Origin of the sequence: Enterobacter sp. RHBSTW-00975 (assembly GCF_013615235.1) — a bacterium.
Taxonomy (GTDB): Bacteria; Pseudomonadota; Gammaproteobacteria; order Enterobacterales; family Enterobacteriaceae; genus Enterobacter; species Enterobacter ludwigii.
Window position 1 is genome coordinate 1,952,009 of the sequence record NZ_CP055883.1, and the last position, 14,941, is coordinate 1,966,949.

The window sequence follows — 14,941 nt, forward strand, 5'->3', positions numbered from 1 at the left end:
GGAATACGCCTATTTTTGATCGTTCGCTCAAAGAAGCATCGAATCGGCCCTTTTTTGGCAAAAAGCTCTGTAAAAAAAGGCATTTTTCATCGGATTCATCTTAGATAATTCGCAATTAAATAGAGAAACCCGATTTGCTTTTTGAATGACTTTGGCTAATGCATGAAATAAAAAAAGCGTCCCGGAGGACGCTTTTTATGAAAATTAATTCGTTCGGGAATTATTACAGCACGTGAACAGATGCTGTGTTGGTGGTTCCGCTTGGTACCAGCGCACCAGAAACCATGACCACAACGTCGCCTTTCTGTGCCAGGCCGCTTTCCAGCGCCAGCGCTTTACCCTGAATGTAGAAATCGTCAGTAGACGCGATTTCTTTCACCAGATGCGCAACCACGCCTTTGCTCAGCACCAGCTGACGGGCAGTGGTTTCGTTGGTGGTCAGCGCCAGGATCGTCGCGTCCGGGAAGTATTTACGGACTGCGCGAGCAGATTTACCGCCCTGGGTGGCAACCACAATCAGAGGCGCTTCCAGTTTCTCAGCGGTTTCTACCGCACCGCGGCAGACTGCTTCGGTAATACGCAGTTTGCGGCTGTCGTTGTTGAAGTCCAGACGGCTGGTCATCACGCGGTCAGTACGTTCGCAAATGGTCGCCATGATGCCAACGGCTTCCAGCGGGTATTTACCTTTCGCGGATTCGCCGGACAGCATGACTGCATCGGTGCCGTCGAGGATGGCGTTAGCCACGTCGCCAGCTTCTGCGCGGGTTGGGCGTGGGTTTTTGATCATGGAGTCCAGCATCTGCGTTGCGGTGATAACCACTTTACGCGCGCGAACACACTTCTCGATCATCATCTTCTGCGCGAAGATAACTTCTTCAACCGGGATTTCAACACCCAGGTCACCACGTGCAACCATGATGCCGTCTGACGCTTCGAGGATTTCGTCGAAGTTGTTCAGGCCTTCCTGGTTTTCGATTTTGGAGATGATCTGGATCTTCTCGCCGCCGTGCGCTTTCAGGTGCTCACGGATTTCAACCACGTCGGAACGTTTACGGATGAAGGATGCCGCAACGAAGTCGACGCCTTGCTCGCAACCGAAGATCAGGTCTTGTTTGTCTTTTTCAGCCAGGGCTGGCAGCGCGATGGAAACGCCTGGCAGGTTAACGCCTTTGTTTTCACCCAGGTCGCCGTTGTTCAGCACTTTACAGATAACCTTGTTACCTTCGATGGCGGTCACTTCCATGCCGATCAGACCATCGTCTACCAGCACGGTGTTGCCAACGGACAGGTCGCTGGTGAAACCTTCATAGGTGACCGCAACGATTTCGTTGTTACCGACAACAGTCTTGTCAGTGGTGAAGGTGAAGGTCTGGCCCGCTTTCAGAGAGACGTCGTTACCGCCTTCCAGTTTGATGGTGCGGATTTCTGGACCTTTGGTATCCAGCAGGATGGCTGCTTTTTTACCGGTCTTGCTCATCACGTTGCGCAAGTTCTGGATACGCTGACCGTGTTCAGCATAGTCACCGTGGGAGAAGTTCAGACGCATAACGTTCATGCCGGCGTCCAGCATTTTGCTCAGCATCTCTTCAGATTCGGTTTTCGGGCCGATAGTACAAACAATTTTCGTCTTTTTCATGACAGTCTTAGTCTTTAAGTTGGGAAGGATATGGAAATCTCGCTCCGGGGGCGCACCGCCGCGGAGTCAAACCTGTGTTGCAAAAGAGTATATGACACGCACTAAGGATAGGAGACATCAAATGAGCGTGCAGAAGAAAGTGTGCCTGAGTGACAGCCCAACGAAGGAGAGGAGTAGTTGTACGTTGTTTTTTGTATTCCAAGCGCTGAAACCATTCACCAGGGATTAGGCGCGCATTATACGCTGATTTTAAGATAAAAGGAAAATGAAAACAGCGTTTCAAAAATAATCTGTGCAGATCCACATGAGATTGTTATCAAGGCGTTAAGGTTAGATGACATCTTATCGCGGCAGGTGCGTGACCTGCCGCGTTTTGCTTAGTTTTTCAGCGCCTGGCTGAGGTCGGCAATCAGGTCTTTGGCATCTTCAATGCCCACGGACAGGCGAATCAGCTGCGGTACGATGCCGTTGGCCAGCCGCTGCTCAAGCGGAATCGAAGCGTGAGTCATGCTGTAAGGCTGGCTGACCAGACTTTCCACGCCACCCAGGCTTTCGGCGAGGGTGAATAATTTCAGTGTGCGGATCACCTCTGTGGCCCGTTGCGCATCGCCTTTCACCACCAGAGAAATCATGCCGCCCGGCAGCGCCATCTGCGTGCGGGCAAGCGAATATTGCGGGTGTGATTCCAGCCCCGGATAAAATACCTTTTCGACCTGCGGCTGTTGCTCCAGCCATTGCGCAATGGCCAGCGCGTTGGTGCTGTGCTTTTCTACCCGCAGCGACAGCGTACGAATACCGCGTAGCGTCAGGAAGCTGCTAAACGGATCCAGTACACCGCCGACTGCGTTCTGCAGGTAGGCAAGCTTGTCCGCCAGCGCGGCGTTATCCCCCACAACTGCCAGTCCGGCGACCACGTCCGAGTGACCATTCAGGTATTTGGTGGCAGAGTGCACGACGATGTCGAAACCCGTTTCCAGCGGGCGATGGATGACGGGCGATGCGAAGGTATTATCGGCCACGCTGATGACGTGATGACGACGGGCGATGTCGGCGATAGCCGCCAGATCCGCCAGTTTAAGCAACGGATTGGTTGGCGTTTCAACCCATACCATCCGCGTATCCGGCCGAATGGCGGCTTCAAGACCGGCCAAATCGTCCGGCTTGATCCAGCTCACCTGCAGGCCGGTGCTACGTTTGCGCACGTTTTCAATCAGGCGCCAGGTCCCGCCGTAGACATCGTCAATGGCGACGATATGGCTGTCTTTGTCCAGCAGTTCAAGCACGGTAGAGATGGCGGCGAGGCCGGAAGCGAAGGCATAGCCGCGGGTCCCGCCTTCCAGTTCGGCGATGGCGGTTTCCAGCGCATGGCGGGTCGGGTTGCCGCTGCGCGAATATTCATAGCCGGTGTGCTCGCCAGGTGACGGTTGCGCAAACGTGGAGGTGGCGTAAATCGGGGGCATGACCGCGCCATGCCGATCGTTAAACTCACCGCTGTGTACGCTCAGGGTTGCCAGATTTTTCATCATGTATTCCTTTATTGCTGAAGACGGTTGCGCCAGGCGGTAAGAACATCGCTGCGCGTAATCAGGCCCAGGAAGCGGTCATTGTCATTAATGACCGCCACCAGACCGCGATCGAAAATGGCGTTCAGGGCGCTTTCCGGGGCGTTTTTATCGAGGAACTCCACCTGACGGGTCATTGCCGCGGTCACGGGAAGCGAGAAGCGGTCGCCATCGCCACCGATATGGCGCAGAAGATCCCACTCGTCAATGATGCCCACGACCTGACCGTTCTCCAGAACCGGCAGCTGGGAGATATCATACAAACGCATCCGCGCCAGTACGGTGGAGAGGGTGTCATCTGGCGCGGCGGTGACGGTTGCGCCTTCATCGTGGCGCAGGGCAATGTAGTCGGAGAGATCGCCAGCCTGCGGCCGGGAGATCAAACCCTGCTGGCGCATCCAGTCATCGTTGAACATCTTTGAGAGATATTTGTTACCACTGTCGCAGGCGAAGGTCACAACCCGTTTCGGGGTGGTCTGTGCCTGGCAATATTTCAGCGCGGCCGCCAGCAGGGTGCCGCTGGAGGAGCCTGCCAGGATGCCTTCCGTTTTCAGCAGCTCGCGGGCGGTGGTGAAAGCCTCGCGATCGGTGATGCGCCAGGCACGATTCACCCCTTCGATGTGTGCCAGCGGAGGAATAAAGTCTTCACCAATCCCCTCAACCAGCCACGAGCCCGCATCCTGATAGCGTCCCGTTTCTACCTGATCGGCCAGGACCGAACCGGCCGGATCGGCCAGCACAAATTCAGTCTGCGGTGAGTGCTCAGCGAACCACGCCTGTAGCCCACCCAGCGTCCCGCCAGACCCCACGCCGACGACGATGGCGTCAATCTTACCGTCAAGCTGTTCATACAGTTCAGGCGCAGTGGTGGTGCGGTGCGCCAGCGGGTTGGCTTCGTTATTAAACTGATCGATGTAATAGGCCCCCGGCAGTTCATTCGCCAGACGTTGCGCGTAATCCTGATAGTAGGCAGGGTGGCCCTTATTGACATCGGAGCGGGTCAGTACCACCTGAGCCCCCAGTGCCCGCAGGTGGAAAATCTTCTCGCGGCTCATTTTGTCTGGCACCACCAGGATCAGCGAATAGCCTTTCTGCGCGGCGATCAAGGCCAGGCCAAGACCGGTATTTCCCGCCGTCGCCTCAATGATGGTACCGCCTGGCTGGAGCTGGCCGTTGCGCTCCGCTTCGTTAATCATCGACAGTGCAACGCGGTCTTTAATCGAACCGCCCGGGTTCTGGTTTTCCAGCTTCAGAAACAACGAGCAGAGACCGGTATCAAGCTTATGCAGCTGGATAAGCGGGGTGTGGCCAATCAGTTCGGTGACGGAGTGGTAAATCGTCATGGTGTTTTCCTTTCAGGAGGTCATGACAGGATGATAGGGTGGGGAAATCAACCCCTTAAAGAATCCTTCACTCCGTTTTAGAACAGAAAAGAATATAAATGCCGTTTTTGGATGGAAGGATAGCAAGACGTAAAGTGCTCTGGATGTGAGGATGGCTATATCAGTCAAAAATGCTGCAAAATTAACCGTTTTCATCAGGTGATGACCCGCTGATATGCACATGCCAGATAATCATTTCTGAAATTGGTCTAAATGCCTGCCGGCGCGAAAACCGCTATTTATTCCTGCAAGTTATAACAAATTCCTTTTTGTTCATTTAAAAGGTGATAACGCCTGTTTACTATCATTTGGACATCCATACTGCTAAACCGCCATGCGCGGGACGGATTACACATAAGAATGATTGTACTCAGCAATATTTCGAAGGTTTTTGACAACGGGAAGGTTGCACTCACAGCCGTTGATAACGTCAATTTGACGATAGAGCAGGGGCAGATATACGGCATTATCGGTTACAGCGGCGCGGGTAAAAGTACTCTTATTCGTTTGCTGAATGGACTGGAAAAACCCACTCGCGGCAACGTGACCATCAACGGACAGGACATTTCTGCCGCAAAGGGCGAAGCACTGCGCCAGGCGCGTCTGAAGATCAGCATGGTCTTCCAGCACTTCAATCTGCTTTGGTCGCGCACGGTGAGTGAGAATATCGCGTTCTCAATGCAAATCGCCGGTGTGCCAAAAGCCAACATTAAGGCCCGCGTGGCTGAACTGGTCGATCTCGTTGGGCTGAAGGGACGCGAGAACGCCTATCCCTCGCAGCTGAGTGGCGGGCAAAAACAGCGTGTGGGGATTGCACGTGCATTGGCCAATAACCCCGACGTATTGCTGTGCGATGAAGCCACGTCAGCCCTCGACCCGCAGACCACCGATCAAATCCTCGATCTGCTGCTGGACATTAACCGCCGCTTCAGGCTGACCATTGTGCTGATCACGCACGAGATGCACGTGGTGCGCAAAATTTGCGACCGCGTGGCGGTGATGGAGAACGGCAAAGTGGTGGAAGAGGGGGAGGTGCTGAGCGTCTTTACCCGTCCGCAGCAGCCTATCACTCAGCAGTTTGTCCGCCAGGTGAGCCAGTATGCCGAGGAAGAGACGTTTAATACGGAGCTGGCAGCTGACCTTGAAGGTAGCGTCATCAGGTTGACCTTTACGGGCCACAGCACCCATAAGCCGATCGTGGGCGAGCTGACTCTGCGCTACGGCCTGCCGTTTAACATTCTGCACGGAAAAATGACCCAAACGGCCCACGGCGTATTTGGGCAACTCTGGGTACACGTCGTGGCATCGGATGAACAACTGAGCAATATCCTCGCCGACCTGAAGCACAGCGATATTGAAGGCGAGGTAATTAAACATGGCTGAGACGCTTTTTCCTCATCTGAAGTGGGAGCAACTCTGGGCGGCGACGCTGGAAACGCTGTACATGACTGCCCTTTCCGGCGTGGCAACCTTTGTTCTTGGGATCGTCCTTGGCCTGGCGCTGTTTTTAACCGCGCGCGGCGGGTTGTTCCACAACCACGCGGTCTACAGCGTGATTTCAATTGTGGTGAACGTGTTTCGTTCTATCCCGTTCATCATTCTGATTGTGCTGTTGATCCCGTTCACGAAAACCCTTGTCGGCACCATTCTTGGCGCCAACGCGGCGCTGCCGGCTCTGATTGTCGGTGCGGCACCGTTCTACGCACGCCTGGTCGAAATTGCCCTGCGTGAAGTGGACAAGGGGGTTATTGAGGCCACGCGCTCAATGGGCGCACGACTGAGCACCCTGGTGTTTCGGGTTTTACTGCCGGAGTCATCACCTGCACTGGTATCAGGTATTACGGTAACGCTGATTGCGCTGGTGAGTTACAGCGCCATGGCGGGGGTGATTGGCGCAGGCGGTTTGGGAAATCTGGCTTATCTGGAAGGATTCCAGCGCAACCATGGCGACGTCACGCTGGTGGCGACGGTGACCATTCTGATCATCGTTTTCATTATCCAGTTCTGCGGCGACGTCCTGACCTCACTGTTAGATAAACGATAATCTCTAATAACACACAGGAACCATCATCATGAAAAAAACACTGACACTGATCGCCGCAGCAACCCTGAGCGCCCTGAGCTTTGCCACCTGGGCTGATACCCTGACCGTGGGGGCATCCAACACGCCGCACGCCGAAATTCTGGAGCAGGCGAAGCCTATCCTGGCGAAGCAGGGTATCGATCTGGAGATCAAACCTTTCCAGGACTACATTCTGCCCAACACCGCGCTGGCGGGTCATGATATTGACGCTAACTATTTCCAGCATATTCCTTACCTGAACAGCGTGCTGAAAGATCACGCCGGTGATAAGGATTATGATTTTGTCAGCGCGGGCGCGATCCACATCGAGCCAATCGGGATCTATTCCAAAAAATACAAATCCCTGAAAGATCTGCCGCAGGGCGGCAAAATCATCATGCGTGATGCTGTATCTGAAGAGGGCCGTATTCTCTCTATCTTCGAAAAAGAGGGGGTGATCAAACTGAAGCCGGGCATCGACAAAGTGACCGCGCGTATCAGCGATATCGTGGAAAACCCGAAAAAACTGCAGTTTACGCCTAACGTGGAAGCCTCTCTGCTGCCACAGATGTACAACAACGACGAAGGTGACGCGGTCGTGATTAACGCCAACTACGCGATTGATGCGGGCCTTGATCCTGTACATGACCCGATTGCGGTAGAGAGTGGTGAAAATAACCCATATGCCAACATCATTACCGTTCATCGTGGTGACGAGAAGAAGAAAGATATCGTCGCGCTGGTGAACGTTCTGCACTCCAAAGCGATCCAGGACTGGATCCGCACCAAATACAAAGGCGCAGTGATCCCGGTAAACAACTAATTTATTGATTTTACGAATGAAGCCCGGCGGGACTCTCGCCGGGCTTCTTTTTTGTATCCGGGCGATGAATCATTTAAGCTGAGAGTTTAGGGCAATGGAGTGATGACGATGGGTAATGTGACCAAAGACGAAGCGCTGTATCAGGAGATGTGTCGGGTGGTCGGGAAGGTCGTTCTGGAGATGCGTGATTTGGGGCAGGAGCCGAAGCATATTGTCATTGCGGGGGTGCTGCGTACGGCGCTGGCGAACCAGCGCGTAAAACGTAGCGAGTTAACCACCCAGGCAATGGAAACCGTGGTCAAAGCGCTGGCCGGTTGAAGCGCCAGCGTTTCGCAAGCTGCTCAAGGGAGCAGCAGAGCAGGTAATAGACCACACCCGTAAAGATAAAAATGGCTGCCGGGTAAATTTGCACCCGGTTGTTCACCTGGCCGGCCACCGTGGTGAGCTCAGGGACATTCACAATAAACGCCAGCGACGTATCCTTCAGCAGGCTGATAAAAATCCCCACCAGTGACGGCAGAATATCGCGCATCGCCTGCGGCAGCAGCACGCGCGACAGCGTTTGCCGGGTACTGAAACCCTGAGACAGGGCGGCCTCGTACTGCCCTGACGGTAAGGCGCTGAGTCCGGCCAGTACTGAATGCATAACCGAGGCCGCGGTAAACCAGGCCAGGGCCAGCGTGACGGTGAGCGCCCCCGGGAGATCGCCGCCGGTGATGAGCGGCAGCAGATACCACATCCAGAAAATCACAAAGATTAGCGGGATCCCGCGAATTAATTCCGCCCATACAAAGAGCGCCTTGCGCACAAGCCCCGTAAAACGCCAGGCCAGGCACGCGAGAGCAATTCCACCGGGCAGGGCGAGAGCCGCCGCGCCCAGCGCCATCAGCAATGAGAGCAAGACCCCGCCAGGCTCCCCAACTGCCGCACGTCCCCAGAGCAGGTAATCCAGGTTATCGGTAATGACATTAAGTCCGGCAAGCATGGTTTCCCCTCCCTGAGATTGGGCCGAGGCGCACCAGCACCGCCCCCATCAGCATACCGGTAAGCAGGTACAGGACGGTGCCGACGGTAAACGCCTCCAGCGCATGGGCGTTGTAGCTTTCAATCTGTCTCACCTGATAGGTCAATTCGGCAAAGCCAATGCCGCTGGCGAGCGATGAGAGTTTCATCAGATTGAGATACTGCCCGACAACGGGTTGCCAGGCGTTGGCCAGCCCTTGCGGCAGAAGGATGTAACGAAACAAGCGCCACGCGGAAAATCCCTGTGCGAGCGCCGCTTCCCGTTGCCCGGCAGGGACTGAACGTAGTCCCGATGCCACTTCCTCAATCAAGAAAGCCGAGGTGAATACGCCTAACCCCCATGCAGAGCATAAAAACTCGGGGGTAAACCACCAGACGTCACCGGGCAAAACGGACCAGCGGTGATCCGCATTCACGGCATCCCGGAACGCCTGCGGTAACCCGTTCCAGGCGGCGAAATACCAGAACAGCAGTTGCACCAGCAGCGGTGTATTGCGAAACAGCGACACCCAGCTACTGACGACCGCGTTCCCGACACGTCCACCCGTCAGGCGAAGAAGCAGAAAAAGCAGCGCGAGCAGGGTTGCCAGCAGCATCCCCGCGAGCGTCACCCACAGGGTGGTGAGAAATCCGGATACGATCCACTGCAGGGGCTGTCCGGTCAGCACGCCCTGCCAGTCAAGTGTGGGCATTAGAGATGCTCCTGATGCAGCGGGTTCAGGACTTTTTGCAGGAATCGCTGAGCGCGTGGGTGCGACGGTTGCCTGAAAAATTGCTCCGGTGGCGCGGTTTCAAGAACGTGCCCGGCGTCGATAAACACAATCCGGTCGGCAATTTCCCGGGCAAATTGCATCTCATGCGTCACCACAATCATGGTGATCCCGCTGTGCGCAAGCGCCTTCATCACGAACAGCACTTCGCCAATCATCTCCGGGTCAAGCGCGGAGGTTGGCTCATCGAACAGAATGATTTGCGGTGAAGAGGCCAGCGCGCGGGCAATCGCCACGCGCTGTTGCTGACCGCCGGAAAGTTCGGCAGGGAAATGGTGTGCTTTTTCCAGCATCCCCACTTTTTCCAGCAGTGCCAGCGCCCGCGCCTGAGCTGGCTGGGCCTTCCAGCCGTGAACATGCTCCAGCGCCAGAGTGATGTTTTGACTGGCGGTGAGATGGGCGTAAAGATTGAACTGCTGAAACACAAACCCGACGCGGCTGCGCAACTGACGCAGCGCGGTACCGGCGAGCCGTCCGGTGGGTTTGTTATCGATCAGGATCTCCCCACCGCTCAGGGTTTCAAGCTGATTGATAAGCCGGATCAGGGTAGATTTACCGGAACCCGAAGGCCCGAGAATGGCCACCACTTCACCTGGCGTGATGGTGAGGTTAATGCCCTTTAAGACCTGATGGTTACCGTAATGTTTCTGCACATCGCGAAACTCGACGCTGGCGTGTTCCAGATGTGAAAAATCCGCGGCACCGGCCGCGGAGTGTGAAAAAAGCGCTGAGAGCATATTACTGAGCTTCTATTTTAAAGGCACGAGGCTGTGGGGAGGGGGTATCCGGACCGAACCAGACGTCATAGATTTTTGCCGCCTGACCGTTCTTCTCAAGGTTAACAAGCTCGTCGTTGACGGCTTTCAGCAGAGCGGTTTCGCCTTTTTTTACCCCCACGCCAATCTCTTCTTTGCTGAGCAGATCGGGCAGGATTTTAAAGTTCGCCTTGTCCGGCGCCTGCGCCAGCAGACCGGCCAGAATCGTACTGTCCTGAGTGATAGCCTGCACGTTACCGTTGCGCAGGGCCGTCAGCGCCAGCGGAATATCGTCATAAGAGAGCACGCGGGCGTGCGGGAAACGCTGGTGCAGCGCCTGTTCACCCGTTGTGCCTTTTACCGCGCCAATGCGCGCCCGGCTATAGGCCTCAAGCGTATCGGCAGCTTTTACCGGTACCAGGAACTGCTGGCCGGTCACGAAATAGGGAAGGGAGAAATCAACCACCTGCGCCCGTTCCGGGGTAATGGTGATATCTGCCACAATCAAATCCGCCTTACCGGACTGCAGGAGGGGAATGCGGTTAGCCGGGTTGGTGGCAACCAGTTCAAGCTTCACGCCAAGTGCACTGGCAAGCGCTCTGGCGAAATCGACGTCGTAGCCGACAATCTCATGGGTCTTTGCATCGATGGAGCCAAACGGCGGATTGGCATCAAAGGTGGCAACTTTGACCACGCCTGCGGCTTTAATATCCGCCAGTTGATCGGCCTGCACCTGCATTGAGAACAGACCGCCTGCCGCCAGTAAGCCCAGCACCAGTGTCCTTTTTTTAAACCCTTTCGTGTTTGCTGCCATAGTGATTGTTCATCCCGTTGTTTTTGTTTTACCCCGTTACGCTCCCATAAGCGAAAGCTCTCGCCAAATAAGAAATCGTTCTTTGCTATTAGCAAAAAAGCATTAGTGAACAAGGTGTTAATGGTGAGTAAAAGAATGGAGGGCTATTTGCAAATCCTGCACATCGACAGTGGATTTTGGTATTTCCCCTGTGCGGGTGTTGGGTGTTTAACTTAGGGCAAGTGAAGCGAAAGGGGGAAAGACGATGAAAAAGTGGATAAACACGTTACGGCGGTTTTTTGCGACCCGACCAGCGAATGCGGAGAACAGCGCGCAACGTGTTCTTGAGTCCGTACTGCCTGTCGCCAGCCTGTATGGCGTGGACGTTGCCAACATTGATCCGGAGTGGTTCCATGATAAAACGTCACGCTGAACTGCGCCGCACGCGCGAAATGTACTGGAATGAGCTGTGCGAAATTTTGTTCTGACAACGGTTAACTGCTAATGTCGGCAGGATGAATCTCCTGACCCGTTAACGGAATGAATAACACTCTTTTCAGGCGCACGGTTATTGTCTGGCTCCTGGCGTGCCTCATCAGCGGCGTTTTGCTTTATGCCGAACAGATCCGCCGCCAGTTCTGGGTACGCGATCGTGAGTTTTCGACACGCTATTCCACCCTTAGCGCCGTGCTGACGCAAAATGAATCTGTTTTGCCGTTACTCAACGGTGAGGAAGACCTCGCGGCCCTGCGCAAAAAATTCCCGCACATCCTCGCCCTTGAGAAAACCTCAGGCCGTGCGCTGAACGCTGCCCGTGTGGAATCGACCCGCGATTATCAGTACTGGCTGTATAATCCCTGGCGTCAGATCCGCGTACTTATCGATCTTGCGCCGCTGCTCAGCACCCAACATACCTTTGACGCACTTGCCATTCGCTTCAATGACGCAGATAACGCGCTCCCTGCCGGGGCTTTCTGGCACTGGCAGCGGACCTTCACGCAACCCACACAACCCTTTACCCTTATTGCCACGGCAAAGCCGCACTGGCTGGCTGTCTCCTGGTGGGTATATCCGTTCCTGTTCTTCGGCTGGGCAGTGCTTATCGCCGCGGCCAGCCTGCTGCTCTGGCAACGGCGGCAGCGCCAGCACGCCGAACAGCGCGCACACTATTACCAGCATGCAAGGCTCAACACCCTGGGAGAGATCACCGCTGGGATCGTGCATGAGATAAACCAGCCGCTGACTGCCGTTCAGACCTGGATTCAGGGTGCTCAGCGCCAACAACTGCAGGCGAATCCGCAGGCCGTATCGCAGGCGCTGGCTGCCGCGCTGGTACAAACCCAGCGTATCAGCGCGCTCTTAACCCGCTTTCGCGAACATGTGGTTCAGGAAAAAGTCACCTTGCGCGACATCGACCTGAAACCGTGCTGGCAGCAGGTGGTCGATCTCCTGGAACATGAACGCCGCTCTGAGCATATCGCGGTGAGCCATGCGTTCGCGGCAGGTGCCACGCGGGTTCTGGCAGACCGACTCTGGCTTGAACAGGTGCTGCATAATCTGCTCAGTAATGCCATTCAGGCCCAGCAAGAGTGCGCGCAAGGGTGGGTAAAAATAACCAGCGAGAAACGGGAAAACTGGATTTATATCACCCTCACCGATGGCGGACCTGGCTTTAGCCCGGAGGCTTTGCAGAACGCCTTTATGCCGTTTTACAGCGGGCGGAAGGAGGGAATAGGGCTGGGAATGACGTTAACGGAGTCGTTGATGACGCGCATGAACGGATCAATTACGCTGGGCAATGCGCCCCAGGGCGGGGCGCAGGTCCGGTTACAACTGGCGAGTGGAGAGGTAAATACGCGTGGATAACACAGTCTGGCTGATTGATGACGATGAATCCATCCGTGAGTCGCTGGCCTTCTTACTCTCGGGAATGGGCTGGCAGGTCAATGGGTTTGAAAGCATTGACGCGTTTACGTCAGCGCACGGTGGGCGCGCGGCGCTCGTCGGCTGTCTGCTGCTGGATATGCGCATGCCGGGAAAAGGCGGGCTGACCTGGCTGGAGGAGGGCAAATGGCCCTGGCCGCTGCTGCCGGTTATCGTCATGACCGGACACGGCACCGTTGATGCCTGCCGCCGCGCCTTTCGCAATGGCGTCTTTGAGTTTTTCACCAAGCCGCTGGATGCCGATAAGCTCATTGAAACGGTAGGGCTCGCCTTCGAAGAGAGCCAGAGACGACTGACCCGCTGGCAAGAAACGTCGCGGATTAAAGCGCGTTTCGAACAACTGACGGCGCGTGAGCACGAGGTGCTGGCGGTGCTGATGGAAGGATGCAGCAATAAAGAGGTGGCCCTGCAGCTGAACCTCTCGCCCAGAACGGTTGAAGCGCACCGGGCCGCGGCGTTCGCCAAGCTTGGCGTGACCAGCCTGGTGCAGGCAATCCGCGATTACGACAAATTACAATCCGTATAACTACCAGGATAATTGCGTAATCAACCGAATTACGCTTCATCGCGCGTCTGAGTACGATCGAACGGTATTCAATCATTCGAGGACGTGCGATGAAAAAAGTAATGATGGCAGCCGCGCTTGTCGCCGGTAGCGTAAGCCTGACGGCACAGGCCGACGCATTGAACCAGAAAAATCTCTCCCTGGCGCAGGCCAACGCGCTGGCGACCTCCGCCATTCAGGCCTGCGTAGCGAAAAACTACCAGGTGACGGTAACCGTGGTGGACCGCGCCGGTGTGGTCAAAGCGGTGCAGCGTACCGACAATGCCGGGCCACACACGGTAAAAGCCAGCGAAATGAAAGCCTATACCGCGCTGAGTGCAAAAAATGCGTCAGGCAAGGTTATGGAAGCCGCGCAGAGCAATGCCGGCGCACAAAACATGCGTGATATTCCGGGCTTCCTGCTGCTGGCCGGTGGTCTGCCGGTGAAAGAGGGGGATGAGGTGATCGGCGCAATAGGGATCGGCGGTGCGCCGGGTGGTCATCTGGATGAAGCGTGCGCGCAGGCGGCGATTGACGGGCTGAAGAAATAATATAAAAAAGCACCGGGTTTTCCGGTGCTTTATCATCAGATCTTGCAGGCATCACCGCAGTCGTCATCGGCGATAATCGACTGCGCTTTTTTATCAGCGTCGTCGAGACGTTCCGCGTTACGCTCTTCAGCTTCATCCAGCCCGTTAAAGACCAAGTTTTCGAGATCAATTTCCATATGGCACCTGCTTTGTTCGGTTTTTGATACTGGCACAGTATAGGGCAAAAAGAGCCGGCAATGTACCGCGCAGCACATAACGATAATCCCTGCCATACTCAGTGCTTTATCGCTGAGGAGAGCTCATGATTACACTGTGTAAAACCTGCGGTACCTCTTATGACGCAACGCCGGCGCGATGCCCTGTGTGCGAGGATGAACGCCAGTATGTTCCGGCCAGCGGCCAGGCGTGGAGTGATTTTGCGACGGTGACGGCCACACACAGCAATAAATGGCAGCAGCTTGAGCCGCAGCTGCTCAGTATCAAAACGGTGCCCGCTTTTGCCATCAACCAGCGCGCGCTGCTTCTGCGTACCCCCCACGGCAATATCCTTTGGGATTGCATTGCGAATCTCGACCCGGCAACCAGAACCATCATCACGGCGCTCGGCGGCATCAGCGCGATCGCGATTTCACATCCTCACTACTACACCACGATGCAGGAGTGGGCCGGGGCTTTCGATGCGCCGGTTTACCTGCACGCGAACGATCGCGAGTGGGTTATGCGCGACAGTCCGATGCTCCACTTCTGGCAGGGCGATACGCTGGACATTTTCCCCGCGGTAACGTTATTACGTCTCGGAGGACATTTCGCTGGCGGAACGGTGCTGCACTGGCAGGAGGGTGATGGTGTCTTGCTGGCAGGCGATATTCTACAGGTCACGCCGGGCAAAGATGCCGTCTCGTTTATGTGGAGCTATCCGAATATGCTGCCGTTGCCCGCCCGCAGCGTCGAAGACGTGACCAGGCGGCTGGTGGGGAAAAAATTCGCTCGCCTGTACGGCGCTTTTGAAGGGCAAAATATCCTGGCGAATGCGGATGAGATTGTGCAGCGGTCGGGCCAGAAATATATTGCTTGTCTGAAGTAAAGTCCGGTGGGT

At 55.5% G+C, this 14,941-nt stretch carries 17 protein-coding genes; 9 read left to right on the forward strand and 8 right to left on the reverse strand.

The features are described 5' to 3' along the window. Positions 1–223: 223 nt before the first annotated feature. From pykF to HV340_RS09450, 3 genes are all read right to left on the reverse strand, one after another. Positions 224–1,636, reverse strand: coding sequence for a pyruvate kinase PykF (gene pykF / locus HV340_RS09440; RefSeq protein ID WP_014169744.1), 1,413 nt, complete (start codon positions 1,634–1,636; stop codon positions 224–226). 377 nt (positions 1,637–2,013) lie between these two features. Next, positions 2,014–3,159, reverse strand: a complete 1,146-nt coding sequence (locus HV340_RS09445) for a PLP-dependent aspartate aminotransferase family protein (protein ID WP_181216548.1) — start codon at positions 3,157–3,159, stop codon at positions 2,014–2,016. 11 nt (positions 3,160–3,170) lie between these two features. After that, a complete protein-coding gene (locus tag HV340_RS09450) occupies positions 3,171–4,541 on the reverse strand; it encodes a pyridoxal-phosphate dependent enzyme (protein ID WP_014169746.1) in 1,371 nt (456 codons plus the stop codon). Positions 4,542–4,940: 399 nt separating this feature from the next. On the opposite strand from HV340_RS09450, the gene HV340_RS09455 reads away from it, so the two are divergent. From HV340_RS09455 to fumD, 4 genes are all read left to right on the forward strand, one after another. Further along, positions 4,941–5,963 (forward strand): ATP-binding cassette domain-containing protein, encoded by a 1,023-nt coding sequence (locus tag HV340_RS09455; RefSeq protein ID WP_181216483.1) that lies wholly within the window; start codon positions 4,941–4,943, stop codon positions 5,961–5,963. Next, a complete protein-coding gene (locus tag HV340_RS09460) occupies positions 5,956–6,624 on the forward strand; it encodes a methionine ABC transporter permease (RefSeq protein WP_181216484.1) in 669 nt (222 codons plus the stop codon). The genes HV340_RS09455 and HV340_RS09460 overlap by 8 nt, the downstream gene beginning before the upstream one ends. A gap of 28 nt (positions 6,625–6,652) precedes the next feature. Then, positions 6,653–7,465: a MetQ/NlpA family ABC transporter substrate-binding protein gene (locus HV340_RS09465; RefSeq protein ID WP_014169750.1), complete on the forward strand. Its 813-nt coding sequence runs from the start codon at positions 6,653–6,655 to the stop codon at positions 7,463–7,465. Between the two features lie 108 nt (positions 7,466–7,573). Continuing rightward, positions 7,574–7,783 carry a fumarate hydratase FumD gene (gene fumD, locus HV340_RS09470; RefSeq protein ID WP_014831602.1) on the forward strand — a complete coding sequence of 70 codons (210 nt, stop codon included), beginning with the start codon at positions 7,574–7,576 and terminating at the stop codon, positions 7,781–7,783. Here fumD and HV340_RS09475 read toward each other — a convergent pair. The 4 genes from HV340_RS09475 to HV340_RS09490 are packed head-to-tail and all read right to left on the reverse strand — an operon-like array spanning position 7,764 to position 10,827. After that, entirely contained in the window at positions 7,764–8,450 is a 687-nt protein-coding gene (locus HV340_RS09475; protein WP_181216485.1) for an ABC transporter permease subunit, read from the reverse strand. The two genes, fumD and HV340_RS09475, sit on opposite strands and share 20 nt — an antisense overlap. Beyond that, a complete protein-coding gene (locus HV340_RS09480) occupies positions 8,434–9,180 on the reverse strand; it encodes an amino acid ABC transporter permease (RefSeq protein ID WP_032681174.1) in 747 nt (248 codons plus the stop codon). Before HV340_RS09480 ends, HV340_RS09475 begins: the two co-directional genes overlap by 17 nt. Then, entirely contained in the window at positions 9,180–9,995 is an 816-nt protein-coding gene (locus HV340_RS09485; RefSeq protein ID WP_063925049.1) for an amino acid ABC transporter ATP-binding protein, read from the reverse strand. Before HV340_RS09485 ends, HV340_RS09480 begins: the two co-directional genes overlap by 1 nt. Position 9,996: 1 nt before the next feature. Continuing rightward, positions 9,997–10,827: an ABC transporter substrate-binding protein gene (locus tag HV340_RS09490; protein WP_020884352.1), complete on the reverse strand. Its 831-nt coding sequence runs from the start codon at positions 10,825–10,827 to the stop codon at positions 9,997–9,999. Positions 10,828–11,071: 244 nt separating this feature from the next. On the opposite strand from HV340_RS09490, the gene HV340_RS09495 reads away from it, so the two are divergent. The 4 genes from HV340_RS09495 (at position 11,072) to HV340_RS09510 (ending at position 13,845) form a co-directional block, all read left to right on the forward strand. Next, positions 11,072–11,239, forward strand: coding sequence for a hypothetical protein (locus HV340_RS09495; RefSeq protein ID WP_014169756.1), 168 nt, complete (start codon positions 11,072–11,074; stop codon positions 11,237–11,239). 107 nt (positions 11,240–11,346) lie between these two features. Further along, the gene (locus tag HV340_RS09500; RefSeq protein ID WP_181216486.1) at positions 11,347–12,672 is read left to right on the forward strand and encodes a HAMP domain-containing sensor histidine kinase; all 1,326 of its coding nucleotides are present in this window, start codon (positions 11,347–11,349) and stop codon (positions 12,670–12,672) included. Beyond that, positions 12,665–13,276, forward strand: a complete 612-nt coding sequence (locus tag HV340_RS09505) for a LuxR C-terminal-related transcriptional regulator (RefSeq protein ID WP_086463347.1) — start codon at positions 12,665–12,667, stop codon at positions 13,274–13,276. The genes HV340_RS09500 and HV340_RS09505 overlap by 8 nt, the downstream gene beginning before the upstream one ends. 89 nt (positions 13,277–13,365) lie before the next feature. Continuing rightward, positions 13,366–13,845: a heme-binding protein gene (locus HV340_RS09510; RefSeq protein ID WP_020884350.1), complete on the forward strand. Its 480-nt coding sequence runs from the start codon at positions 13,366–13,368 to the stop codon at positions 13,843–13,845. Between the two features lie 35 nt (positions 13,846–13,880). Here HV340_RS09510 and HV340_RS09515 read toward each other — a convergent pair whose 3' ends face one another. Continuing rightward, positions 13,881–14,021 (reverse strand): hypothetical protein, encoded by a 141-nt coding sequence (locus tag HV340_RS09515; protein WP_020884349.1) that lies wholly within the window; start codon positions 14,019–14,021, stop codon positions 13,881–13,883. 125 nt (positions 14,022–14,146) lie between these two features. On the opposite strand from HV340_RS09515, the gene HV340_RS09520 reads away from it, so the two are divergent. Then, positions 14,147–14,929: an MBL fold metallo-hydrolase gene (locus HV340_RS09520; RefSeq protein WP_086463348.1), complete on the forward strand. Its 783-nt coding sequence runs from the start codon at positions 14,147–14,149 to the stop codon at positions 14,927–14,929. The last annotated feature ends 12 nt before the right edge of the window (positions 14,930–14,941 follow it).